Raw genomic sequence first — 23,333 nt, forward strand, 5'->3', positions numbered from 1 at the left:
TCGTGGGTTAAAGTCCTGCAGGGCGGGCAGGGGCGCCCTTGCGCCGTGCCCACCCATTTTTCGCAAATGAGACGAAAGTGGTGGGTACGCTTCGCTTTGCCCACCCCGGCAACGCTCGCTATAATCTGCGGAAAAAGGTCCGCCATGATCCACGTCTGTTCCCTCGCCGCCCTTCCCGAAACCGTCCGCCTCACCAAGGCCAGCCATGTGCTGACCGTGATGGCCAATGTCGAGCAGGTGGCGCGGCCGGTGTCGGTGCTGCCGGCCAACCATCTCAAGGTGTCGATGGACGACATCACCGAGGAGATGGACGGTTTCGTCGCGCCATCGGAAACGCATATCGAGCAGGTGCTGAACTTCGTACGCAGCTGGGACCGCGACGCGCCGCTGGTGGTGCATTGCTATGCCGGCATCAGCCGCTCCACCGCGAGCGCCTTCGCCGCCGTGTGCGCACTCAATCCGGATCGCGACGAGACCGAGATCGCAAAGAAGATCCGGGCAGCTTCCCCGATCGCCTCGCCGAACCGCCGCATCGTCGGCCTCGCCGACCGTGCGCTGGGGCGCAACGGCCGCATGCTGCGTGCGCTCGACGAGATGGGACCGGGCGCGATGATGGTCGAAGGCCGCCCCTTCGTGATCGAGCTCGAATGAACGTTGCGCACGACAGCACAGGTGCGCTTCCTCTCCCGCTTGCGAGCAGGGCCATCGCAGGCGTGCCTTTACGCAAACGCCTCCACGTCGTCATGGCCGGGCTTGTCCCGGCCATCCACGACCTCTCCTGCGGCACGAAGAACGTGGATGCCCGGGACAAGCCCGGGCATGACGAGTTTGCGGCTGCACCGGCGATCGCCATCGCATGAGCGAAAAGCTGTTGACGCCGATCGAGATCGGCCTGACCGCCGCGATCGTCGCGATCGAGGATCACGAGCCGCTGATCCTCACTGCGCGCGACAGTGACGGACTGGCCGGCCTGCCGTTCGGCCCGTTCGATGCGCCGAGCCATCGCACTTTCGAGATCGGCCTGCGGGCTTGGGTCGAGGAACAGACGAGCCTGCGGCTCGGCTATGTCGAACAGCTCTACACGTTCGGCGATCGCGGCCGGCATGCCGAGGCCGGCGACACCGGCGCGCACATGGTGTCGATCGGCTATCTCGCACTGACGCGCGCCATCGGCGGCGAACTGGCAGACACGAGTGCGAGCTTCGCGCCGTGGTATCGCTTTCTACCCTGGGAGGACCGGCGCGAGGGGCCGCCCGCGATCATCGCGCGCGACATCATTCCCGCATTGACCGAGTGGGCCGAAGAGGAGACGCCGGAGACGACGCGCGCATTGCCGCGCAAGGATCGCGTGCGGTTCTATTTCGGTCTCGACGGCGCATCATGGGACGAGGAGCGCGTGCTCGACCGCTACGAGCTCCTGTACGAGGCCGGGCTGGTCGAGGAAGCACGGCGCGACGGCCGCCCTGCGGCATTAGCGCGCAAGGCGCTGTCCGCGCTCGGCACATCCATGCGCTTCGACCACCGCCGGATTCTTGCGACAGCGATCGCGCGACTGCGTGCAAAACTGAAGTATCGTCCTGTGGTCTTTGAACTTTTGCCCGCCGAGTTCACACTTACCGAATTGCAGTATACGGTGGAGGCGATCTCCGGCCGACACCTGCACAAACAAAATTTCCGCCGCCTGGTCGAAATGGAAGCCCTGGTCGAACCGACCGGGGTGATGTCGACACAGACGGGCGGACGTCCGGCGGCGCTCTACCGCTTCCGTCGCGACGTGCTCCAGGAGCGGCCCGCGCCGGGCTTGCGCGTACGCTCCCGGCGCTAACCCGAGATATGCGTGATCGGCCCCTGCCCGCCGATTGCCTGGAGGCTTTATGTCTGACGGCCCGTTTGACGTCTTCGCGCTGATCATTGCGATCATCGCTTTCATCATCGCGATCAAGGCCTCCAGCCAGACGGCTGAGCTGCGACGACGGCTGAGCTCGCTCGAAGAGACGTTCCACGCACAACGACCCGTGCAGCCGCCGCGGATCCCGGCAGATGTGTGGGCTGAAGCGTCCGCGACGACTTCCGCAGCGCCGCCGCCGCTTGTGCCCCAAGCCGAAGCGGAAGCCGAGGCGCCGCCCCTGCTCGCCACGGAGGACGTTTCACCGCCCCCGCTCGAAGCGAGCACCGAGGCCGACGCGACGCCGCCGCTGCCCGCACCCGCGCCCGGCTTCGAGGAACGGCTCGGCACGCGCTGGGTGGTGTGGATCGGCGGCCTTGCGCTCGCGCTCGGCGGCTTCTTCATGGTGCGCTATTCGATCGAAGCCGGCCTCGTCGGCCCCGGCGTGCGCGTGTTCCTTGGCGGCGTGTTCGCGCTTGCGCTGCTTGGCGCCGGCGAATGGTCGCGGCGCAAGGAGAGCATCTCCAGCATCGCCGCGCTGCCAATCGCAAACATTCCCGCGATTCTCACCGCGGCCGGCACGGCGGTGGCATTTGCGACCATCTACGCGGCTTACGCGCTCTATGGCTTCCTCGTGCCCGCGACCGCCTTCGTGCTGCTCGGCCTCGTCGCGCTCGGCACGCTGGCCGCGGCGCTCCTGCACGGGCCTGCACTTGCGGGCCTCGGCGTGGTCGGCGCGTTCGTGACGCCGATCCTCGTCTCCAGCGGCAAACCGGACTATTGGGCGCTGTACATGTATCTCGCCATCGTCACCGCCGCGAGTTTTGGTCTCGCGCGTATCCGGCTGTGGCGCTGGCTTGCGGTCACTACCATCGCCTTTGCCGTGCTCTGGATCTTTCCGGGTCTCGACACCAGCGACTTGCAGGTCGCGCCGCACGCTTTCCATGTGATTGCAGGCTTCGTTCTTGCCGCTCTTCTCGTCGTCTGCGGCTTCATGTTCGGCCCGACGATCGAGGACGGTGAGATCGAGCCGGTCTCGTCGGGATCGCTCGGTGCCTATCTGTTCGGCGCGATGCTGATCGTGCTGTCGAGCGCGCATGCGGACCTGGCGCTGATCGCCTTCACGCTGCTCGTCGGCGCGACGTTGCTTGTCGCCTGGCGCGCGCCGGCGGCCACCGGCGCGCTCGGCGCGGCCGCCGCGACCGTCTTCGTCGTGTTCGCCGAATGGGCGGTGCGCGCCAATCCCGACATGCTGGTGCTGCCGGGCGGCCCCATGGCCGGCATCGCACCGACGGCGATCGACGGCGCGGTGACGCTGCATCTGGTGATGGCGGCGATCTTCGCCGCCGGCTTCGGCATCGCGGGCTTCCTCGCGCAGGGACGTTCGAACTCGGCGATCATTCCGGTGGTGTGGTCGGTCGCGGGTGTCGCGACGCCGATCGCGATCCTGGTCGCGCTCTACGCACGCATCGCGCATCTCGACCGCTCGATCCCGTTCGCCATTCTCGCGGTGCTGCTCGCCGCCGCCTTTGGCGCTGCCACCGAAGCGCTTGCGCGCCGCGAGACCCGGCCGGGCGCCATGATCTCCACGGCCTTGTTCGCGACCGGCACGCTCGGTGCGCTGGCGCTGGCGCTGACGTTTGCGCTGGAGAAGGGCTGGCTCACGATCGCACTGGCGCTGATGTCGCTCGGCACCGCCTGGATCTCAATGCAGCGGCCGATCCCGTTCCTGCGCTGGCTGGCCGCGATCTTCGCAGGCCTGGTCACCGCTCGTATCGGCTATGATCCGCGCATCGTCGGCGACGCCGTCGGAACCACGCCGATCTTCAACTGGCTGTTGTGGGGCTACGGCCTGCCGGCGGCATCGTTCTGGGCGGCGAGCCTGTTCCTGCGCCGCCGCGGTGACGACGCCCCTCTGCGCATGGTCGAGAGCGCCGCGATCCTGTTCACCGCGCTGCTCGCCTTCATGGAGATCCGCCATTTTGCGACCGGCGGCAACATGACGTCAGCACCATCGCTGCTCGAATTCGCCCTCCAAGTCTGCATCACGCTCGCCATGGCGATCGGACTAGAGCGCCTGCGGCTGCGCAGCCGCAGCGTCGTGCACAATGTCGGCGCGGTCGTGCTAACGGCCATCGGCGGGCTCATCAGCGTGTTCGGCCTCTTGATCCTGGAGAACCCACTGCTGTGGCGCACCGATGTCGGCGGCGCCGTGTTCAACCTGCTGCTGCTCGGCTACGCGCTGCCGGCGGTGCTGATGCTGTTGCTGTCCTATGCAGTGGCCGGCGGACGCGGCAAGGCTTACGCCAACACGATTGCGGGCGGCGCGCTGCTGTTCGCGCTTGCCTATGTCACGCTGGAGATCCGCCGCTTCTATCATGGCCCGATCCTCTCCACCGGGGCGACGACGGGCGCCGAGCAATATACCTATTCGATCGGCTGGCTCGGCTTCGGCGTGGTGCTGCTCGGCGTCGGCATTCTCGTCAATTCCGAGCGGGCGCGACTGGCGTCGGCCGTCGTGATCGCGCTGACGATCCTGAAGGCTTTCGTCATCGACATGTCGACGCTGACGGGCGTCTACCGCGCGCTGTCCTTCATGTGCCTCGGCATCGTGCTGGTCGCGATCGGCTGGCTCTACCAGCGTATCCTGTTCCGGCGGCAGGTCGCACCGCCGCCGGCTCCGCAGACGAGCATTTGAAGGTCAGGCCGCGCGAACCGATTCCAGGAATTGCGCGACTTCGACCTTGAGACGGGTGCTGTCCGTGGCCAGCGATTTCGCTGCCGACAGCACCTCGGTCGAAGCCTCGCCGGTCTCGATCGCACCGCGCTGCACGTCGGTGATGTTCGACGAGACCTCCTGCGTGCCGACCGAGGCCTGCTGCACGTTGCGCGAGATTTCCTGCGTCGCCGCGCCCTGTTCCTCGACGGCGGCGGCGATGGCCGCAGCCACCTCGGACAGCCGCTCGATGGTGCCACCGATCTCCTGGATGGCACTGACCGATTCCTGCGTCGCCGCCTGGATGCCCGAGACCTGCGCCCCGATCTCGCCGGTGGCTTTCGCAGTCTGCTCGGCCAGCGCCTTGACCTCGGAGGCGACGACCGCGAAGCCGCGGCCCGCCTCGCCGGCACGCGCGGCCTCGATGGTCGCGTTAAGCGCCAGCAGATTGGTCTGGCCCGCGATGGTGTTGATGAGCTCGACGACGTCGCCGATGCGGGACGCCGCCTGCGACAGCGCGTTGACGCGGTCGTTGGTCCGCGTCGCCTGCTCGACGGCCTCCGCCGCCATTCGCGCTGAATCCTGCACGCGGCGGCTGATCTCGGTGATGGAGGACGACAGCTCCTCCGAAGCCGATGCCACCGCCTGGACGTTGGTCGAGGCCTCCTCGGAGGCGGCTGCGACGACGGTCGCGAGTTCCTGTCCGCGCTGCGCGGTGTTGGTCAGCGTCGAGGCGGAGGCCTCGAGCTCGGTCGAGGCCGAAGACACGGTGCCGACGACCTCGCCGATCATGGCTTCGAACTTGCGGGTGATGGCGTCGACGCGGCGGCCGCGCTCGATCTTGGCTTCGGCGTCGCGCGCAGCGGCCTCGTCGGCGGCCTTCTTGGCGATCAGCGCCTCCTTGAAGATCTGCAGCGCATCCGCCATCGAGCCGATCTCGGTGCGCTCGCCGCGATGCGGCACCTCGGCCGAGAGGTCACCTTCGCCGAGCGACTGCATCGGGCGGATGATCGAGGCAATGCCACGAGAAACGTCGCGCACGAGATAATAGGCGGCGCCGATCGCGATCACGACCGAGAACACGATGATGCCGACCAGCACGCGGAAGATCATGGCGTAGCTGTCGGCGGCCTGCTTGGTCTCCAGCTCGGCGCCGCGATTGTTCATCTCGATGCCCTTCTGAAGCAGCGGGTCGGCGGCCTGGGCCATCTTCGCGACTTTGGTCTGCAACAGCTCGTTGGCGTCGGTCGGGAAGCGGCCGACATTCTTGCGCGACAGCGCCATCACGTCCTGCACGCCGTTCAGATACTCGGCCCACGCCGTGCTCCATTGCCCATAGAGCGAGCGCTCCTCGGCGGTGGTGATTAGCGGCTCATAGACCTTGCGCGTCTGGTCGATCCGCGCCCGCAGCGAGGCCAAGCGCTTCTCGGCGGCGTCCTTGCCCTCGGCGGTGTCCTGCATCAGATGCAGGCGCAGCGCGACGCGCAGCTCGTTGATGTCCGCGCGAAGCGAGCCGAGCGCGCGCACGCTGGGCAGCCAGCTCTCCGCGATCTCGATAGTATGGGAATTGATGTTCTGCATGGTGCCGATCGCCGTCACGCCGACACCGGCGAGCGAAAGGACGAGGACCGACAGCACGGCCAGAAGCTTGAAGACGATGGACAATTTCGACATCACGACAAATCCCGATGTTACCTAGCAACGCGCAAATTGTCTGCGCCGCAAATCGCCACGATGGTGGCGAGACGGAAGTCAGTTCAACAATGCTGGCTGGTTCTTATCCCGTGAGATTGCACACATAGTCGCAAGCAGGCGTTAACAGGGAGCTACGTAAAATTACGGGACAAGCCTGAAAATTACGGGACAAGCCTGATAGTCGCTATTTCTCCTGCAACCATCCGTTGCACCTGCACAGCCCCCTCATGCCGCGACGCGATCGCGCCCGCTTGCGCCGCAACATGCGAGGCGGCCGCCGCTACGCCGCCCGTACCGATTCCAGGAAACGCGCGACTTCGCTCTTGAGCCGGTTGCTCTCCTGCGACAGCGATTGCGCAGCAGAATGCACCTGCGCCGAGGCAGCCCCGGTTTCGCCTGCCCCGCGCTGGACGTCGCCGATATTCGCCGAGACTTCGGAAGTGCCGTTCGCAGCGTGCTGGATGTTGCGGGAGATCTCCTGCGTAGCGGCGCCCTGCTCCTCGACCGCGGCGGCGATGGTCGACGAGATCTCCGACATCCGCGCGATGGTATCGCCGATCTCCTTGATCGCACCGGCTGAGTCTTGCGTTGCGTTTTGGATCGCACCGATGTGCTGGCTGATCTCGCCGGTGGCCTTCGCAGTCTGCTCGGCGAGCGCCTTCACTTCGGTCGCGACCACGGCAAAACCCTTGCCGGCTTCGCCCGCCCGCGCCGCCTCGATCGTTGCATTCAACGCCAGCAGATTGGTCTGGCTGGCGATGGTGTTGATCAGCTCGACCACGTCGCCAATGCGGGAGGCGGCCTTGGTCAGCTCGGCGACGCGCGCATTGGTGCGCTGGGCCTGCTCGACGGCGACATCGGCGACACGCGCCGATTCCTGCACCTGGCGGCTGATCTCGGAGATCGAGGAGGTCATTTCCTCGCTCGCTGAAGACACCGACTGCACGTTCGCGGAGGCCTCTTCGGAGGCGGCCGCCACGACGGTGGCAAGCCCGTTGCCGCGCTCGGCGGCCTGCGTCAGCGTGTTCGAGGACGCCTCCAGCTCGGTTGCAGCCGACGAAACGGTATCGATGATCTCGCCAACCGCGCCTTCGAAATTATCGGCGAGCCGGTGCATGTCAGCCTTGCGCAGCTGGCGCCCGCGCGCCTCAGCTTCGATCTGCTCGGTGCGCAGCCGCTCGGCCTCCGCCATATTGGTCCTGAACACTTCGACGGCACCGGCCATCTCGCCGATCTCGTCCCTGCGCCCGATGCCGGGAACGGAAATCGAAAGCTCGCCGCGCGCAAGCCGCGTCATCGCATCGACCATGCCGGCAAGCGCCTTCGAGATCGAACGTCCCAGAAGGAAGCCGACCGCGGCGAGCACGACGACGGTAATGGCGAAGGCGACCATCATCCACATGCGCACGGCATCGCGGGTCGCAGCCTCTGCAGCTTCGGCCTTCTTGTAGAGTCCTTCGACTGTATTGCGCACCTCGACCATACCCGGCTCGAGCTCGCGGAAGATCTTCATCATGCTGGCGTCGAGGGCTGCGCTCTGCTGTGCAGTGTCGGCCCACGCCGTGAACTCGGACTGGTATTTCTGCAGCTTGGCCGTGATGTCGTTCATCACAGCCGTAGGAACTGCGACGACCTCTATCGCCTTGGAGAATTCGACCGCCGCCTTCTTCATCTCGGCGATGTATTTTTGGTCGCGCCGCAGCATGAAGTCCTTCTCATGCCGGCGCATCATCAGCATCCAGCTCGTGGTCCTGGGATCGTCGATCTCCTTGAGCTTGGCTTCGATGTCGTGCACCGCGGCGCGGAGCGAGCCGGACAGGCCCAGCGTCTCGTTCAGGCCGAGCCGGGTCTCCGCGGCAACCAATTTTCCGAAGTCCGACGCGTATCGCTTGAAGCCGTCCTGGGCCTGCTTCATCCGTTCGGAGAGCGCGCTCATGCCGCCGGCCGCCATCAGACGCTCGACCTCCTCGAAATCGCGGTTGATCGGCCCGATCAACTCCGCGTGCGCCTTGGCGTAGCTCTCGTTGCGGCGCTGCTGAAAGTTCTTCTCGTTGCGGCGCGCCTCCAGCATCTCGATCGAGAGCTGCTTGTCGAGATCGGCAATCGCACGAGCCCGGTTGGCGACGGCGCGGGAGGCGTCCTGGGAGAGGCTGCCAATCTGATAGATCGCGCCGAAGGCGACGAGACCCAACAATCCGAACAGTCCGATCGCCATGACCTTATGGGTGAGGCGAATGGAAGGGCCACTCATGGGATGTGCTCCAATACGATCGATACGCAATACAAGCAGGGCGACTCAGCGCCCGGAATATTGCGGAGATCATGACTGCATCGGTTTTCCGGAAGGTTAACCGTGCGCGGTCTCCGTCGCGTCTCCGCGATATTCACGCGCGCAAATGCCGCGCCTCTACGCGCGGGGGTTGCAGTTCTCTCAGGACATGCCGCGTCAGGCTGCGCGCACGGTGTCGAGGAATTTGCCGACCTCGAGCTTGAGGCGATTGCTGTCGCCCGACAGCGACTGCGCCGCCGCCAGCACCTGCGAGGATGCCGAGCCGGTTTCGCCTGCACCGCGCTGCACGTCGGTGATGTTGGACGAGACCTGATGGGTGCCTTCGGCCGCCTGCTGCACGTTGCGGGAAATCTCCTGCGTCGCCGCGCCCTGCTCCTCGACGGCCGCCGCGATCGTGGACGATATCTCGGACAGCTTTTCGATGGTGTTGCTGATCGCGCTGATCGCGCTGACCGAGTCCTGCGTTGCCGCCTGGATACCCGAAATCTGCTGGCCGATCTCGCCGGTCGCCTTCGCGGTCTGCTCGGCGAGCGCCTTCACTTCGGAAGCCACCACGGCAAAGCCGCGACCGGCCTCGCCGGCGCGTGCCGCCTCGATGGTGGCATTGAGCGCCAGCAGGTTGGTCTGGCCGGCGATGGTGTTGATCAACTCGACCACGTCGCCAATGCGAGCCGCCGCCTTGGACAATTCGCCGACACGATCGGTCGTGGTTCGGGCCTGGGTAACCGCCTCGCTCGCGACCCGCGCCGATTCCTGCACCTGCCGGCTGATCTCGGTGATCGAGGACGACAGCTCTTCGGTCGCAGAGGCAACCGACTGCACATTGGTCGACGCCTCCTCGGAGGCCGCGGCCACAACTATCGTCAGTTCCTGTGCCCGCTCCGCCGTCGAGGTCAGCGTCGAGGCCGAAGCCTCGAGCTCCGTCGCGGCCGAGGAGACGGTGTCGACGATCTCGCCGACGGCGCCTTCGAAACTGTCGGCAAGCCTGCGCATGTCCGCCTTGCGCTGCTCGGCCGCCATCTGGTCCTGCCGCATCTTGGCTTCCGCTTCCTCGCGCGCCTTCTGCTCCGACACGATCTTGAATTTCTCGACGGCCGCGGCGACGCCGCCGACCTCGTCCTTGCGGCCGAGACCCGGCAGGACAACAGAGAAGTCACCGCCAGCGAGCTTGTCCATGGCAACTGTGAGCGCGCGGATCGGCCGGGCGATGGTCAGGAAGGACATCAGCCACGAACCTATGAGGACGAGCACGGCGCACGCGCCGACCACCATGCCGAGACGCTCGCTCGCGGCCATCTCCTGTGTCGCGGCAGCGATTTCTTCCTCGCTTTTATGCTTGGCGAAATCGGCAATCTCGCTGGTCAAATTATCCAGTTGCGTAGCGAGCGGCAGCGTCACCTCACGGACATGGCGCGCGCCTTCCTCGGAAATCTTGGCGGCGCGGGCGGGGTCCGTGGCCGCCACGGCAATGGCCTCGCTGCGAACTGAGGCGTTCTGCTGCGCGCCCTTCAGGTAATCGGCTGACGTAGACTTGAGCTTCTCCATCCGCGCGCGATTTTCCGGGGAGTGCGTCAATCTGAGCATGGAATCGACGACGCCGTTCAGCGCTTTCGACCGCTCAAGCAGAGTCTCGCTCGCCTTTTGCAAGTCACCCTGATTGTTGGCAAGACGCATGTCCCGTACAGCGAGCTGCATGCCGCGTATCCCAAGCTTGGCTTCGGTGGCCTCGCGCACCAATTCCTGCTGCGCAATCGCTGCTTGGTTGGAATGACGCACGGTGTTGTTGCCGATGACCTGGCTCGCGATCATGGCGCCGACGAGAATAACGCCGAACGCCGAAGCGAGCGCGAGCTTGGTACCGATTTGCAGATTCTGGATGAGTTTCGACATGGGCGCGTTTCCCGGGGATTACGCGGCCAAGTCATTGTCGGCCGCCCTCGGCGTTGATCGCCCTTGCCTAAAAACTGAGCCTCAGGTGTGGTGATCCGGTTAACGACCGCCCCCGGACAAATACCGGACTCGCCAGAAATCCCTTGAAATACGGCACGGTCCGCGCGCTTAACAGGTTAACCACACGCGGCGGTAGGATGCCCGATTTCTAGCCAGTGCGACCGAGGGCCTTCTGGCTCTCGCCGATCAGGCTGATCCGGAACACCGGCTCCTTGTTCTCGTCGAGCAGCTCCATGCGCCATTCGGCGTTCTGCTTCAGGCCGCGCGAGATGCCGCCGAGCAAATTGGCACAGACTTCGGTCATCTCGGTCCAGGCCGCAGCGCGATCCTCGAACTCATATGGCTGGTCGGCAGCACCGGAATAGCGGCCGGTGCTGATACGGAAGAAGTACAGCGACATCGTTGAACCCTTTGATCGGGCCGCGCCCCCCGGCCGTACGCAAACTGGGGCGCGAACAGCTACCAACGCATGAAAGCCGCCGTCCGTATGACTACGGCGCGGCGGCTTCGTGTTTGACGGCAACTCTCAACGGTAAAGTGCGCCGAGTGTCCCGCGCAGCCAACTCACTGGGTCGAGCGGCGCAGCTCCAGCGGGGCGTCGTCCCTGGCGGGCTCTGATTTGGCTTGCGGCTTCACCGGCTCGAGCCGGCTGCTCTCGACGCGCGGGGTCTCGACACGCGCGGCGACTTCGGTGTTGGGCGTGCCGACCGAACCCGTGTGTTCCGAAGTGCGCAGCGAGCGCGGCCGCGCGACAGCGCGCGCCATCAGCATCTGGTTGCCGCCTTGGTGATGGAAATCGCAATAGGCGAAGCCCATTCCCGACACCGAGCCGCGGAAACTGCGATCGTCGGTCTTTTCAAGGTTGAAACAGGGCTCGAACGGAATGCCCTTGATCGAGGCGCAGACGTTCTGGCCGCGGATCTGAAGCGTGTTGCCGGGCAGGCGGAGATGTTTCACCGGACCTGCACCCGAGAACTGCACGGCGCCGGCGGCGCCGAGGTCGTCCATGATGCGGCCCGCGCCCCGGGTGCCGTCAAAGCAGGTGAAAGCAAACACCTTCCCCGCGACGAAGCGGCGCGCCTCATCGGCGTTCATGCTTCCAGCAATGGCCGGCGCAAACGTCGCTACCGCCGTGACCGCCCCCAACACAATACGCGCAAGCATGCTCAACTCCGAACCAACCCCGCAGCGGGCTATGCCTTATCTCTTTACCCGCTGCTTACCATACTAACCATGGCGACATTGAAGCAGCATGGTTGGTAAAGTCTGAACGCCGTTAGACAATTTTTACCACCGTGCGACCGCGGACCTGGCCGGCCAGGATTTTAGCGCCCCACTCCGGAACGTCGGAAAGCGGAATTTCGTGAGTAATTTCAGCTAGTTTCGTTCGATCCAGATCGGACGCCAGGCGTTGCCAGGCGGCTTTCCGCGGCTCGATCGGGCACATCACGGAATCGATGCCGAGAAGGCACACCCCGCGCAAAATGAAGGGTGCGACGGAAGACGGCAGGTCCATGCCGCCGGCCAAGCCGCAGGCGGCGATCGCGCCGCCATACTTCGTCATCGACAGGAGATTTGCGAGCGTGGTCGAGCCGACGCTATCGACGCCACCTGCCCAGCGCTCCTTGGCGATGGGCTTGGCGGCCGCCGACAATTCATTGCGATCGATCACCTCAGTCGCGCCGATCTCTTTCAGATAGTCCGCTTCGGACGCACGGCCGGTGGAGGCGATGACGTGATAGCCGAGCTTCGAGAGCACGGCGGTTGCGACCGAGCCGACGCCACCCGCCGCGCCCGTCACCACGACCGGACCGCTCTTGGGCGACAGCCCGTGCTTCTCCAGCGCCAGCACGGACAGCATCGCGGTGAAGCCGGCGGTGCCGATCGCCATGGCGTCGCGCGCCGACAGGCCCTGCGGAAGAGCGACCAGCCAGTCGCCTTTCACCCGCGCCTTCTCGGCGTAGGCGCCGAGATGGGTTTCGCCCATGCCCCAGCCGGTGCAGACGACCTTGTCGCCCGCCTTCCATTGCGGATGCGAGGACTGCTCGACCGTGCCGGCGAAATCGATGCCCGCAATCATCGGGAAACGGCGCACTACCGGCGCCTTGCCGGTGAGCGCGAGGCCGTCCTTGTAGTTCAACGTCGACCATTCCACGCGGACGGTCACGTCGCCCTCCATCAGCTCGGCTTCGTCGAACTGCGTGAGCTGCGCGGTGGTGCCCTTGTCCGCCTTGTCGATCCGGATCGCCTTGAAAGTGGCCACAGCAAAACTCCCTGACTTGTTTCAGGGGATGTTTAGCCGATCAGGCAGGCTGCGCAACCGCCCGCTGGACCGGTTTCTCCACGATCGGAAGATTGATGAGCGCCGAGAGCACGCCGAACAGGATCGAGAGCCACCAGATCGGCGTGTAGGAACCGAACCGCTCGAACACGATGCCGCCGAGCCAGACGCCGAGGAAGCCGCCAACCTGATGGCTGACGAAGGCGAAACCATAGAGGGTGGCGAACCAGCGCGTGCCGAACATGATCGCGACCAGCGCCGAGGTCGGCGGCACGGTCGACAGCCAGGTCAGGCCGGAGACCGCTCCGAACGCAATCGCCGAGAACGGCGTGATCGGGAACGAGATGAAGGCAAGCGTCGCAAGCGCGCGGGTGAAATAGATGGTCGAGAGGATGTAGCGCTTGGGCAGGCTGTTCTGGAGATAGCCGACGCTCAGCGATCCCATGATGTTGAACAAGCCGATCGCCGCGATCACCCAGCCGCCGATTTGCGTGGAGATGCCGCTATCGACCAGGAAGGCCGGCAAATGCACCGTAATAAAGGCAAGCTGGAAGCCGCAAGTGAAGAAGCCGAGGACAAGCAGCACGTAGGAGCGATGGCCGAAGGCTTCCGCGAGTGCTTTGGTGAAGGTCTGTTGGTCCGCAGGCGCCGCGTTTGCCGTGCTTGCGACCGGCGGCGTCGAGAGCGCCAGCGCCAGCGGGATGATCAGCAGCATCAGGAAACCGAACACGGTGAGCGCCTGCTGCCAGCCGAAATTGTCGATCAAGGCCACACCGATCGGCGCGAACAGGAACTGCCCGAACGATCCCGCCGCAGTGCCGGCGCCGAGCGCAAGGCCGCGCTTCTCGGCCGGCAAGAGCTTGGTGAACGCCGAGAGCACCAGATTGAACGAGCAGCCGGCGAGACCGAAGCCGACCATGACGCCGGCGCCGATGTTCAGCGACAGCGGAGTCGAGGAATAGCGCATCAGGAGCAAGCCGCCGGCATAGAGCAGAGCGCCGACGCACATCACCCGGAACAGGCCGAAGCGATCGGCGACCGCGCCGGCGACGGGCTGGCCCAATCCCCACAGCAAATTCTGAAACGCGATCGCGAGCCCGAACACGTCGCGGCCCCAGGCATATTCATGGCTCATCGGCTGCACGAAGAAGCCGAGCGCCGAGCGCGGGCCGAAGCCGAGCATCCCGATCGCGCAGCCGCAGAGAATGATGATCGCCGGCGTGCGCCAGGTGGAGGAACGGGAAACCGAACCGAGTTCGCCCATCTGTGTCGACATGCTGTTCCTCGTGCGTCGTCGCGGATTTCGCAAAATGGCAACCGCGAGCCAGCTCGTTTAATGCATTTGCATGAAAACCCCAAGTCAAAAACGATTGCATTCCGCGAAGAGCTGGCGCCGGAGCATTGCATTTCCTCGCGGCCTTATCCGACGCGCGCCGAGCGTCCGACCTAACGGAGCCGGGTGTCCATTTGACGGAAATGTGTGCGGCGAGATCTGGCGGCCTGCCGCGCAGGGTGTTATGTTTGATTTACTCAAGTTGAGCATATTCGATAGTCCACCGGCCCCTCGGCCGGATTTCTCAGGCTAAATATATACTCATACTGAGCATAATTGACATGCACGGGAGGCTTCGATGCCGCTAACTGGAATTTACGGTCCCGACGATTTTGCCAACCGGCCCCAGGGCCACGTCATCACCACGGCACGGGCCGAGCAGGCGCGAACCGGACCTTCGCTGCCGGTGCCTTCGCTGGAATGGACGCCGGAGGTCGAGCGAGCCACCGCACCGCTTTACGAGCGCGTGAAACACGTCATCCCGCCGATCGAATGGCCGCTGATGGCCCCGACGATCAAGGCGATCAACGCGCTGAAGCAGGCGCGGGGCGCGGTGATCCTCGCCCACAATTACCAGGCGCCGGAGATCTTCCACTGCGTCGCCGACATCGGCGGTGATTCGCTCCAGCTCGCGGTCGAAGCCACCAGGGTGAAGGCCGACATCATCGTCCAGTGCGGCGTGCACTTCATGGCGGAGACGTCGAAACTGCTCAATCCGGACAAGACGGTGCTGATTCCCGATACGCGCGCCGGCTGCTCGCTCGCTGCCAGCATCACCGGCGCCGACGTCCGCCTGCTCCGCGAAAAATTTCCCGGCGTGCCTGTCGTGGCCTATGTCAACACCTCCGCGGAGGTGAAGGCCGAGGTCGATATCTGCTGCACCTCGTCGAACGCGGTTCAGGTGGTCGAGAGCCTCGGCGCGCCAAGCGTGATCTTGCTGCCCGACCGCTATCTCGCCACCTACGTGGCCTCGAAAACCGACGTGAAGATCATCGCCTGGAAGGGCGCCTGCGAGGTGCACGAGCGTTTCACCGGCGCCGAGCTGCGTAGCTACCGCGAGGCCGATCCCTCCGTTCAGATCATCGCGCATCCCGAATGCCCTCCGGATGTGCTGGCCGAGGCCGATTTCACCGGCTCGACCGCGCACATGATCAACTGGGTGCGCGAGCGGCGGCCGCGGCGGCTGGTGATGATCACGGAATGCTCGATGGCCGACAATGTGCGCGCCGAGCTGCCCGATGTGGAGATGCTGCGTCCCTGCAACATCTGCCCGCACATGAAGCGCATCACGCTTGCCAACATTTTGGAGAGCCTGCTGACGCTTCGCGAGGAAGTGACGATCGATCCCACGCTTGCGGACCGCGCAAGGCGCTCGGTCGAGCGGATGATCAATCTGAAGAACTAGCGACACACATCCGTCGTCCCGGCCTAGTGCGCAAGTGCGCACGGGGGGCCGGGACCCATAACCACCGAACGCCGTCGTTGCAAAGGACAGCGTCAAACAGCTGAGCCAAACAACAGCTGCTGCGACGTATGGGTCCCGGCCCCCCGTGCGCAATTGCGCACTAGGCCGGGACGACGGCGAGAGCCTGGAGAAAGCTATGACAACAAATACCATCCACGACTTCCCCCGCACCGACGATGTCGTCGTCGTCGGCGGCGGCCTTGCCGGATTGTTCTGCGCGCTCAAGCTCGCGCCGCGGCCGGTGACATTGATCTCGGCCGCGCCGCTCGGACAGGGCGCGTCGTCCGCATGGGCGCAAGGTGGAATCGCCGCTGCAATGGCTGAAGGCGATACGCCGGAGGCGCACGCCGCGGACACGATCGCGGTCGGCAGCGGCATCGTCGACGAAGCGGTGGCGCTCGGCATCGCACGGGAAGCCGCGCCGCGGATTCACGATCTTCTCGCCTACGGCGTGCCGTTCGACCGCGATCTCGAAGGCCGGCTCGCAGTCGGGCGCGAAGCCGCACATTCGGCGCGCCGCATCGTGCATGTGCGCGGTGATGGCGCGGGCGCCGCCATCATCGCGGCGCTGAGCGATGCCGTGCGGCGCGCGCCGTCGATCCGGCTGATCGAAGGCTTCGTCGCCGAAGCGTTGTTGACCGAGGACGGCGCCGTGACCGGCCTACAATTGCGCCAAACTGGCGAGGCGGAAGCACGCCCGATCCTGCTCGCCGCGCGGACGGTGGTGCTCGCCACGGGCGGCATAGGCCATCTCTATGCCGTCACCACCAATCCGCGTGAGGCGGGCGGATCCGGCCTTGCGATCGCCGCGCGCGCGGGCGCGGTCATTGCGGATCCCGAGTTCGTGCAATTTCACCCGACCGCCATCATGGTCGGCCGCGATCCCGCGCCGCTCGCCACCGAAGCGCTACGCGGCGAAGGCGCGACGCTGATCAACGGCCGTGGCGAACGTTTCATGGCGGCGCGCCATCCGCTCGCCGAACTCGCACCGCGCGACATCGTGGCCCGCGGAGTGTTCGCGGAGATATCGGCCGGGCGCGGCGCCTTCCTCGACGCGCGGCAGGCGCTGGGCGGACGTTTTGCCGACAGATTCCCGACCGTTCATGCTAGCTGCATCGCTGCCGACATCGATCCTGCCACGCAGGTCATCCCGATCGCACCCGCGGCACACTATCACATGGGCGGCATCGCGGTGGACGATCGCGGCCGCACCTCGATCGACGGGCTCTGGGCCGGCGGCGAAGTGTCGTCCACCGGCGCGCATGGCGCGAACCGGCTTGCGTCGAATTCGCTGCTCGAGGCCGTGGTCTACGCCGCACGCATCGCCGATGACATCGCCGGCCGCACCAGCCCCTCGCCCGCCCGCCTTGCGGACGTGGTGATACCGCGGGGCGGCGCGCCGGATGCTGCGGCCGTGAAGCAGCTGCGGATGCTGATGAGCGCGCATGTCGGCGTGATCCGCGATGATGACGGGCTTGCGGACGCGGTTCGCAGCTTCGCCGCGCTCGAACACGAGGCCACGAGCATCGCGGTCCGCAACATGGCAACGGCAGCCCTGCTCGTGGCGGCGTCGGCCTCGAACCGGTGCGAGAGCCGCGGCGCGCATTTCCGCTCCGACCATTCCGCGGACGTTCCCGCCCTCGCGCAACGCACCATGACCACGCTCGCAGCAGTGCGCGAGATCGCGGACAGCCTGACCGAACGTCCGAAACCACGAACCGCGCAACCATTGACCGTCTGACGGAGTCTTCCCATGATCACCCCGACCTCTCTGCTCTATCCCGACGCCTTCCTCTCCCCACTCGCGATTGACGAGGCAGTGCTCCGCGCGCTCGGCGAGGATCTCGGCCGCGCCGGCGACATCACCTCGCTTGCGACGATTCCCGAGGCAACGAAGGCGCAAGCGATCTTGGTCGCGCGGCAATCCGGCGTGATCGCCGGCTTGCCGCTGGCGCTCGCCACCTTGCAAAAGCTCTCGCCTGACATCGAGGTACGCGCACATGTTCGCGACGCCGCGCGCGTCGCCCGCGGGCAGCAGGTGCTGACGATCTCGGGGCCAGCACGCGCCATCCTCACGGCGGAGCGGACCGCGCTGAATTTCGTCGGCCGCATGTCGGGCGTTGCGACGCTCGCGGCCGACTACGTTGCGCGCGCCGAGGGCACCCGGATGCGAATCTGCTGCACGCGAAAGACCACGCCCGGGCTGCGCGCGTTGGAGAAATACGCGGTTCGCTGCGGCGGCGGCTACAATCACCGCTTCGGGCTCGACGACGCGATCCTGATCAAGGACAACCACATCGCTGTCGCCGGCGGCATCCGTCCCGTGCTGGAGCGCGCACGCGCCCATGCCGGCCATCTCGTCAAGATCGAGATCGAGGTCGACACGCTTCCGCAGTTGCGCGAGGTGCTCAACACCGGCCTTGCTGACGCCGTGCTGCTCGACAACATGGACATTGCGACGCTGCGCGAAGCCGTTGGGATCAACGAGGGACGCCTCGAGCTGGAGGCATCCGGCGGTGTCACCCTGGACTCGATCGCAGCCATCGCGGCGACCGGCGTCGACTACGCTTCCGCGGGCGCGCTGACGCATTCGGCGCCGAATTTCGACTGCGCGCTGGATATCGAGGCGTGAGGTCGGTCTTACCTCTCCGTCATGGCCGGGCTTGTCCCGGCCATCCACGCCTTGCAACTCGGTGCAAAGAACGTGGATGCCCGGGACAAGCCCGGGCATGACGAATTCTTGTGAACGCCTACCTTCGTTCGCTTACGCCCATCTCGGCGGAGCTCTTGGCTTCCTGGGTGAGCTCGGCGGAGAGCGCGGCGGTCTGCGCCGGGGTGCCCCAACTCGGTTCCTCGCTGCCGTCGCCCCAGGCGCGCGGGCGATAGAAGGTGTGGACGCCGGTCTTGTACATCTTCTTCATCTCGGCGACCCAGGACGGGCGCACCCAATAGGCGTGGTAGTGCGTGGACTTGCCGACCTCGGGCAGCCAGATCTGGCCGTCGAGCATGGCCTTCGAGATCTTTTTCGCACGCTCCCACATCTCGGGCTCGCGGATCACGTCGGCATTGTTGTCGCAGGCGAAGGTGAACTGGCAGGCGAGATGGCGGTGCTTGTTCTGATAGACGGCGCCGCACACCGTGTCCGGATATTTTCCGGAGAACACGCGGTTCATCACCACCTGCGCAACCGCCATCTGGCCGCGCACGGCCTCGCCGCGAGACTCGAAATAGATGGCCTCCGCGAGGCATTTTTCGGATTTCGCGCGCGACTTGTCGTCGAGTGCGAGCCGCTCCGCCGGCGATCTGGCGCGCTGGTTGTCGACGTTGACCTCACCCTTCGGCGCGACGCTCTCGCCGCTTTCGATATCCCTCGCAATATCCACGGACGGCGGCGACAGCGAGGCCGTCACCTTCATGTCGGGGTCGGGCATCACGATCAGCGGCTCCGCACCGGGTTGCCAGCTCTCGATGCTCTCGACATTGCCGCCGAGCGAGGAGCTGCCGAAGAATAGGTTCGAGGTTTTGACGCGGAATGGATCGCGCGGCGGTGCAGCCGGAATGGTGGCCTGCTTCAGCGCTTCGAGCGGCTGGAGCGCGAGCGAGCGCGCAGCGTCGCTGGCTTGTGGCGCATTGGTGTATTGCGGCAACGGCGGCGCGCGCAGCGCTTCCGCGAGTTCGGGGTCGAGCACGGCCGCGGACTCCGGCGACATCGCCTGTGGCAAAGCGACAGTCTTGGCGCCGAACACCGAGCTGTTCGACGTCGCGGGATCTTCCTGCGTCGGCGCTGCCGTCGGCGCGCCCGCTTCGGGAGCCTGCGTCGGTATGACCGTTGCGAGGCGATCACCCTTCATGGAGCGATCGACCTTGGGAAAATCGGCGGCCTGGTAGCGCGGCGGCGCCTGAAGCGCCGGATTGCGGCTGATCGCGCCGGTGACGTCGCGGCCGTCGAGGCTCGCGAGGCGAACCATCGCGCTCTGCGGCGCCGAAGTGCCGATCGGCCGGGAAAAACTGTAGGTGGCGAGCTGTATGGAGGACGCAGCAGAGAACACCTGCTTCTGCCAACGCTCCGCGACGCCGGGTTGGCGCGCCAGCAGCGAGGCAATGTCCTGATAGCCGGTCTCTCTCGGCATCAATGCGAAGATGCAGAGACCGATGCCGAAGGACGCGAACCGCGCGCCCTTCGGATGGGTACGCAACAAAAACATCGATACGCTCACGCTACGCTTACGCTAGAAAAATCGAGCCGCAGTACATCCGTGCAATTCGATCTTTATCGTGAGTATCTAATTTAGGTTGCCGGGGCGTTAATCGGCGTTGCGCATGCGGCACACGCAAGCAATCGCAGGTGTTTTCACGGGGTGACGATGCGCCTTGGTAAATGCGCCCTCACGCGACGGGGTAAACAATTGGTCAACGCGAATGGTGAAGGAACTCTTGCGCGCACGTATCGCTACGGGCCGCGCGGTTCGGTTCCATCGTCACATCAACAACCGCTGTCATGCCCCGCGAAGGCGGGCATCCAGTACGCTGAGGCTTCTGCGTTCAAGCACTGACGTCTCGTCGTACTGGATCGCCCGGTCGAGCCGGGCGATGACAGCGAGTGTGTGGTGGTCGCGATGACAGTGTGGCGAGAGCATCGCTTCAAATGAAAGAGGCGGGGTTTGCCCCGCCTCTTTCGCTCTCAACATTTTAACTCGCCCGCTTATGCCTGGCTCGCGATCGCCTTGCCGAGCGCGGCTTGCGCGGCGGCGAGGCGGGCGATCGGGACGCGGTAGGGCGAGCAGGAGACGTAGTCGAGGCCGATCGCGTGGCAGAAGGCGACGGAGGCGGGATCGCCGCCGTGCTCGCCGCAGATGCCGACCTTGAGCGAGGCGCGCGTCTTGCGGCCGCGCGCGACGCCGATCTTGACGAGCTCGCCGACGCCTTCCTGGTCGAGCGCGACGAAGGGATCGATCGGCAGGATGCCCTTGGACACGTAGGTCCCGAGGAAGCTCGCGGCATCGTCACGGCTGATGCCGTACGTCGTCTGCGTGAGGTCGTTGGTACCGAACGAGAAGAACTCGGCGCTCTCCGCGATCTCGGCTGCGAGCAGGCAGGCGCGCGGCAGCTCGATCATGGTTCCGACCTGATAGGTCAGCTTGGTGTTGGTGTCGCGCATCACCGCCTTCGCGGTGGAATCGATGCGCGCCTTGACGAGGTCGAGCTCCATCTTGGTGGCGATCAGCGGCACCATCACCTCGAGGCCGACAGCCTTGCCGGTACGCTTCTCGGCCTCGACCGCCGCTTCGAAGATCGCACGCGCCTGCATCTCGGCGATTTCGGGATAGGCGATCGCGATGCGGCAGCCGCGGAAGCCGAGCATCGGATTGAACTCCGACAGCTCGCGCGCGCGGTCGGCCAAGCGCCGCGGGTCGGTGTTCATGGCGCGCGCCACTTCCTCGACCTCGGCATGGGTGTGCGGCAGGAACTCGTGCAGCGGCGGATCAAGCAAGCGGATCGTGACGGGGAGGCCCTTCATGATCTCGAACAGCTCGACGAAGTCGGCGCGCTGCATCGGCAGCAGCTTTGCCAGCGCAGCGCGGCGCGACTGCTCGTCCTCGGAGAGGATCATCTCGCGGACCGTACGGATGCGCGTCTCCTCGAAGAACATGTGCTCGGTACGGCAGAGGCCGATGCCTTCGGCGCCGAACTTGATCGCGGTGTGCGCGTCCTCCGGCGTGTCCGCGTTGACGCGCACGCCGATCTTGCGGACCTGGTCGGCCCATTTCATCAGCGTACCGAACTCGCCGGACAGTTCGGGCTCGATCATCGGCATGCGGCCGGCGAGCACCTGGCCGAGCGAGCCGTCGATAGTGATGACGTCGCCGGTCTTGAAGGTGCGTGAGCCGATGCTCATGGTGCCGCGGCCGTAATCGACGCGGATGGTGCCGCAGCCGGAGACGCAGGGCTTGCCCATGCCGCGCGCGACCACCGCAGCATGCGAGGTCATGCCGCCGCGGGTGGTCAGGATGCCTTCGGCGGCGTGCATGCCGTGGATGTCTTCGGGACTGGTCTCGATCCGGACCAGAATCACCTTGCGTCCGTCGGCCTGAAGCTTGGCCGCTTCGTCCGAGGAGAACACGATCTCGCCTGAGGCCGCACCCGGCGAGGCCGGCAGGCCGGTCGCGATCACGTCGCGCTTGGCGTTGGGGTCGATGGTCGGGTGCAGCAGCTGGTCGAGCGAGGCGGGGTCGATCCGCGTCACCGCTTCCTTCTTGGTGATCAGGCCTTCATTGGCGAGCTCGACCGCGATGCGCAGCGCCGCTTTCGCGGTGCGCTTGCCGCCACGGGTCTGCAGCATCCAGAGCTTGCCCTGCTCGACCGTGAACTCCATGTCCTGCATGTCGCGGTAGTGCTTCTCGAGCAGCGTGTAGATCCGCGTCAGCTCCTTGAAGGCCTCCGGCATCGCCGATTCCATCGACGCCTTGTCGGAGCCCGAGTCCTTGCGCGCTTCCTCGGTGATGTCCTGCGGCGTGCGGATGCCCGCCACCACGTCCTCGCCTTGCGCGTTGATCAGGAACTCGCCGTAGAGCTTGCTCTCGCCGGTCGAGGGATTGCGCGTGAAGGCAACGCCGGTCGCCGAGGTCTCGCCCATGTTGCCGAACACCATGGCCTGCACGTTGACCGCGGTGCCCCAGGATTCCGGAATGTCGTGCAGTCTGCGGTAGGTCACCGCGCGAGCGTTCATCCAGGATGAAAACACCGCGCCGATCGCGCCCCAGAGCTGGTCGTGCGGATCCTGCGGAAAATCCTTGCCGGTTTCGCGCGCGACCACGTCCTTGTACTTGCCGACCAGATCGACCCAGTCGTCGGCGGTGAGATCCGTGTCGAGCGTGTAGCCCTGGCTGTCCTTGAAGGTGTCGAGGATTTCCTCGAAATGATGATGCTCGAAGCCGAGCACCACGTCCGAATACATGGTGATGAAGCGGCGATAGCTGTCATAGGCGAAGCGGCGATCGCCTGACAGTTCCGACAGCGCTTCCACGGTCTCGTCGTTGAGGCCGAGATTGAGCACGGTGTCCATCATGCCCGGCATCGAGGCGCGGCCGCCGGAACGCACGGAGACGAGCAGCGGGTTCCTGGAATCGCCGAAGATCTTGCCGGTCAACTTGCCGACATGGTCGAGCGCCTTCTCAACCTGCGACTGCAATTCCTTCGGATAGGACTTGTCGTGCGCGTAGAAGTAAGTGCAGACCGAGGTCGGAATGGTGAAGCCGGGAGGCACCGGCAGGCCGAGATTGGCCATTTCGGCGAGGTTGGCGCCCTTGCCGCCGAGCAAATCGCGCATCTCCGCTTTGCCCTCGGCCTTGCCGTCCCCGAAGGTGAACACCCACTTGCCGGCCTTGGCCGCAACAGGCGCAGCCTTGGTTGAAGCAGTCTTGCTCGGTGCCGGCTTCACAGCGACTTTCGGCGCAACAGGCTTCGTCGGTGCCTTTGCAACAGCCTTGGAAACAGCCTTGGCGGCAGGCTTCACAGCCGGCTTGGCAGCAGCCTTGGCAACCGGCTTCGCAGCGGCCTTGGCCACGGGCTTCGGAGCGCGCTTGGCAAGTGCCTTGCGGGCCGCCGGCGCGGCTTTCGCCTTGGCGGAGGACTTTGATTTCGCTGGCATTTTCGCTGGAGTTTTCGAGGCGGCTTTGGCCATAGCTTGCACACAACCTGCGAGAGGAATGGGTAATTGC

Annotated in this window: 16 protein-coding genes; 7 read left to right on the plus strand and 9 right to left on the minus strand. The window is 65.5% G+C overall.

Annotation, left to right across the window (positions count from 1 at the left end; translation table 11 throughout):
- The first annotated feature begins 144 nt into the window (after window positions 1-144).
- From ABIC03_RS08770 to ABIC03_RS08785, 4 genes are read left to right on the plus strand one after another with little or no spacing between them, the layout of a single operon-like run.
- Window positions 145-651, plus strand: coding sequence for a tyrosine phosphatase family protein (locus tag ABIC03_RS08770; protein WP_354057163.1), 507 nt, complete (start codon window positions 145-147; stop codon window positions 649-651).
- The gene (locus ABIC03_RS08775; RefSeq protein WP_354057165.1) at window positions 648-860 is read left to right on the plus strand and encodes a hypothetical protein; all 213 of its coding nucleotides are present in this window, start codon (window positions 648-650) and stop codon (window positions 858-860) included. Before ABIC03_RS08770 ends, ABIC03_RS08775 begins: the two co-directional genes overlap by 4 nt.
- Window positions 857-1,825, plus strand: a complete 969-nt coding sequence (locus ABIC03_RS08780) for an NUDIX hydrolase (RefSeq protein WP_354057167.1) — start codon at window positions 857-859, stop codon at window positions 1,823-1,825. The genes ABIC03_RS08775 and ABIC03_RS08780 overlap by 4 nt, the downstream gene beginning before the upstream one ends.
- 49 nt (window positions 1,826-1,874) lie before the next feature.
- Complete coding sequence (locus ABIC03_RS08785; protein ID WP_354057169.1) at window positions 1,875-4,583, plus strand: DUF2339 domain-containing protein; 2,709 nt, start codon at window positions 1,875-1,877, stop codon at window positions 4,581-4,583.
- A 3-nt stretch (window positions 4,584-4,586) separates the two neighbouring features.
- Here the strand turns inward: ABIC03_RS08785 and ABIC03_RS08790 are convergent, their stop codons facing one another.
- From ABIC03_RS08790 to ABIC03_RS08820, 7 genes are all read right to left on the minus strand, one after another.
- On the minus strand, window positions 4,587-6,275 hold the full coding sequence (locus ABIC03_RS08790; protein WP_275171622.1) for a methyl-accepting chemotaxis protein: 1,689 nt from the start codon (window positions 6,273-6,275) through the stop codon (window positions 4,587-4,589).
- Window positions 6,276-6,576: 301 nt separating this feature from the next.
- On the minus strand, window positions 6,577-8,547 hold the full coding sequence (locus ABIC03_RS08795; protein WP_354057171.1) for a methyl-accepting chemotaxis protein: 1,971 nt from the start codon (window positions 8,545-8,547) through the stop codon (window positions 6,577-6,579).
- Between the two features lie 195 nt (window positions 8,548-8,742).
- Window positions 8,743-10,476, minus strand: coding sequence for a methyl-accepting chemotaxis protein (locus tag ABIC03_RS08800; protein ID WP_354057173.1), 1,734 nt, complete (start codon window positions 10,474-10,476; stop codon window positions 8,743-8,745).
- A 208-nt stretch (window positions 10,477-10,684) separates the two neighbouring features.
- Window positions 10,685-10,936, minus strand: a complete 252-nt coding sequence (locus ABIC03_RS08805) for a DUF6894 family protein (RefSeq protein WP_247298960.1) — start codon at window positions 10,934-10,936, stop codon at window positions 10,685-10,687.
- Between the two features lie 164 nt (window positions 10,937-11,100).
- Complete coding sequence (locus tag ABIC03_RS08810) at window positions 11,101-11,700, minus strand: hypothetical protein (protein WP_275171616.1); 600 nt, start codon at window positions 11,698-11,700, stop codon at window positions 11,101-11,103.
- Between the two features lie 112 nt (window positions 11,701-11,812).
- Window positions 11,813-12,799 (minus strand): acrylyl-CoA reductase (NADPH), encoded by a 987-nt coding sequence (acuI, locus tag ABIC03_RS08815; RefSeq protein WP_354057176.1) that lies wholly within the window; start codon window positions 12,797-12,799, stop codon window positions 11,813-11,815.
- A 40-nt stretch (window positions 12,800-12,839) separates the two neighbouring features.
- On the minus strand, window positions 12,840-14,093 hold the full coding sequence (locus tag ABIC03_RS08820; RefSeq protein ID WP_354057178.1) for an MFS transporter: 1,254 nt from the start codon (window positions 14,091-14,093) through the stop codon (window positions 12,840-12,842).
- A 355-nt stretch (window positions 14,094-14,448) separates the two neighbouring features.
- On the opposite strand from ABIC03_RS08820, the gene nadA reads away from it, so the two are divergent.
- The 3 genes from nadA (at window position 14,449) to nadC (ending at window position 18,247) form a co-directional block, all read left to right on the plus strand.
- Complete coding sequence (gene nadA / locus ABIC03_RS08825; protein WP_354057180.1) at window positions 14,449-15,555, plus strand: quinolinate synthase NadA; 1,107 nt, start codon at window positions 14,449-14,451, stop codon at window positions 15,553-15,555.
- Window positions 15,556-15,751: 196 nt separating this feature from the next.
- Window positions 15,752-17,356 carry an L-aspartate oxidase gene (locus ABIC03_RS08830; protein ID WP_354057182.1) on the plus strand — a complete coding sequence of 535 codons (1,605 nt, stop codon included), beginning with the start codon at window positions 15,752-15,754 and terminating at the stop codon, window positions 17,354-17,356.
- Window positions 17,357-17,368: 12 nt separating this feature from the next.
- Complete coding sequence (gene nadC / locus ABIC03_RS08835) at window positions 17,369-18,247, plus strand: carboxylating nicotinate-nucleotide diphosphorylase (RefSeq protein WP_354057184.1); 879 nt, start codon at window positions 17,369-17,371, stop codon at window positions 18,245-18,247.
- Between the two features lie 118 nt (window positions 18,248-18,365).
- Here the strand turns inward: nadC and ABIC03_RS08840 are convergent, their stop codons facing one another.
- Both ABIC03_RS08840 and ppdK read right to left on the minus strand, forming a co-directional pair.
- Entirely contained in the window at window positions 18,366-19,820 is a 1,455-nt protein-coding gene (locus ABIC03_RS08840; RefSeq protein ID WP_354057186.1) for a cell wall hydrolase, read from the minus strand.
- Window positions 19,821-20,317: 497 nt separating this feature from the next.
- Window positions 20,318-23,296 (minus strand): pyruvate, phosphate dikinase, encoded by a 2,979-nt coding sequence (gene ppdK, locus ABIC03_RS08845; RefSeq protein ID WP_354057188.1) that lies wholly within the window; start codon window positions 23,294-23,296, stop codon window positions 20,318-20,320.
- Window positions 23,297-23,333 lie beyond the last annotated feature (37 nt).

The organism is Bradyrhizobium sp. RT6a, assembly GCF_040547675.1.
Lineage (GTDB): Bacteria > Pseudomonadota > Alphaproteobacteria > Rhizobiales > Xanthobacteraceae > Bradyrhizobium.

Bases quoted from the DNA above. Each gene is read 5' to 3' on its own strand.
- ABIC03_RS08770 (WP_354057163.1), top strand. From the start codon at position 145: ATGATCCACGTCTGTTCCCTCGCCGCCCTTCCCGAAACCGTCCGCCTC.
- ABIC03_RS08775 (WP_354057165.1), top strand. From the start codon at position 648: ATGAACGTTGCGCACGACAGCACAGGTGCGCTTCCTCTCCCGCTTGCG.
- ABIC03_RS08780 (WP_354057167.1), top strand. From the start codon at position 857: ATGAGCGAAAAGCTGTTGACGCCGATCGAGATCGGCCTGACCGCCGCG.
- ABIC03_RS08785 (WP_354057169.1), top strand. From the start codon at position 1,875: ATGTCTGACGGCCCGTTTGACGTCTTCGCGCTGATCATTGCGATCATC.
- ABIC03_RS08790 (WP_275171622.1), bottom strand. From the start codon at position 6,275: ATGTCGAAATTGTCCATCGTCTTCAAGCTTCTGGCCGTGCTGTCGGTC.
- ABIC03_RS08795 (WP_354057171.1), bottom strand. From the start codon at position 8,547: ATGAGTGGCCCTTCCATTCGCCTCACCCATAAGGTCATGGCGATCGGA.
- ABIC03_RS08800 (WP_354057173.1), bottom strand. From the start codon at position 10,476: ATGTCGAAACTCATCCAGAATCTGCAAATCGGTACCAAGCTCGCGCTC.
- ABIC03_RS08805 (WP_247298960.1), bottom strand. From the start codon at position 10,936: ATGTCGCTGTACTTCTTCCGTATCAGCACCGGCCGCTATTCCGGTGCT.
- ABIC03_RS08810 (WP_275171616.1), bottom strand. From the start codon at position 11,700: ATGCTTGCGCGTATTGTGTTGGGGGCGGTCACGGCGGTAGCGACGTTT.
- ABIC03_RS08820 (WP_354057178.1), bottom strand. From the start codon at position 14,093: ATGTCGACACAGATGGGCGAACTCGGTTCGGTTTCCCGTTCCTCCACC.
- nadA (WP_354057180.1), top strand. From the start codon at position 14,449: ATGCCGCTAACTGGAATTTACGGTCCCGACGATTTTGCCAACCGGCCC.
- ABIC03_RS08830 (WP_354057182.1), top strand. From the start codon at position 15,752: ATGACAACAAATACCATCCACGACTTCCCCCGCACCGACGATGTCGTC.
- nadC (WP_354057184.1), top strand. From the start codon at position 17,369: ATGATCACCCCGACCTCTCTGCTCTATCCCGACGCCTTCCTCTCCCCA.
- ABIC03_RS08840 (WP_354057186.1), bottom strand. From the start codon at position 19,820: ATGTTTTTGTTGCGTACCCATCCGAAGGGCGCGCGGTTCGCGTCCTTC.
- ppdK (WP_354057188.1), bottom strand. From the start codon at position 23,296: ATGGCCAAAGCCGCCTCGAAAACTCCAGCGAAAATGCCAGCGAAATCA.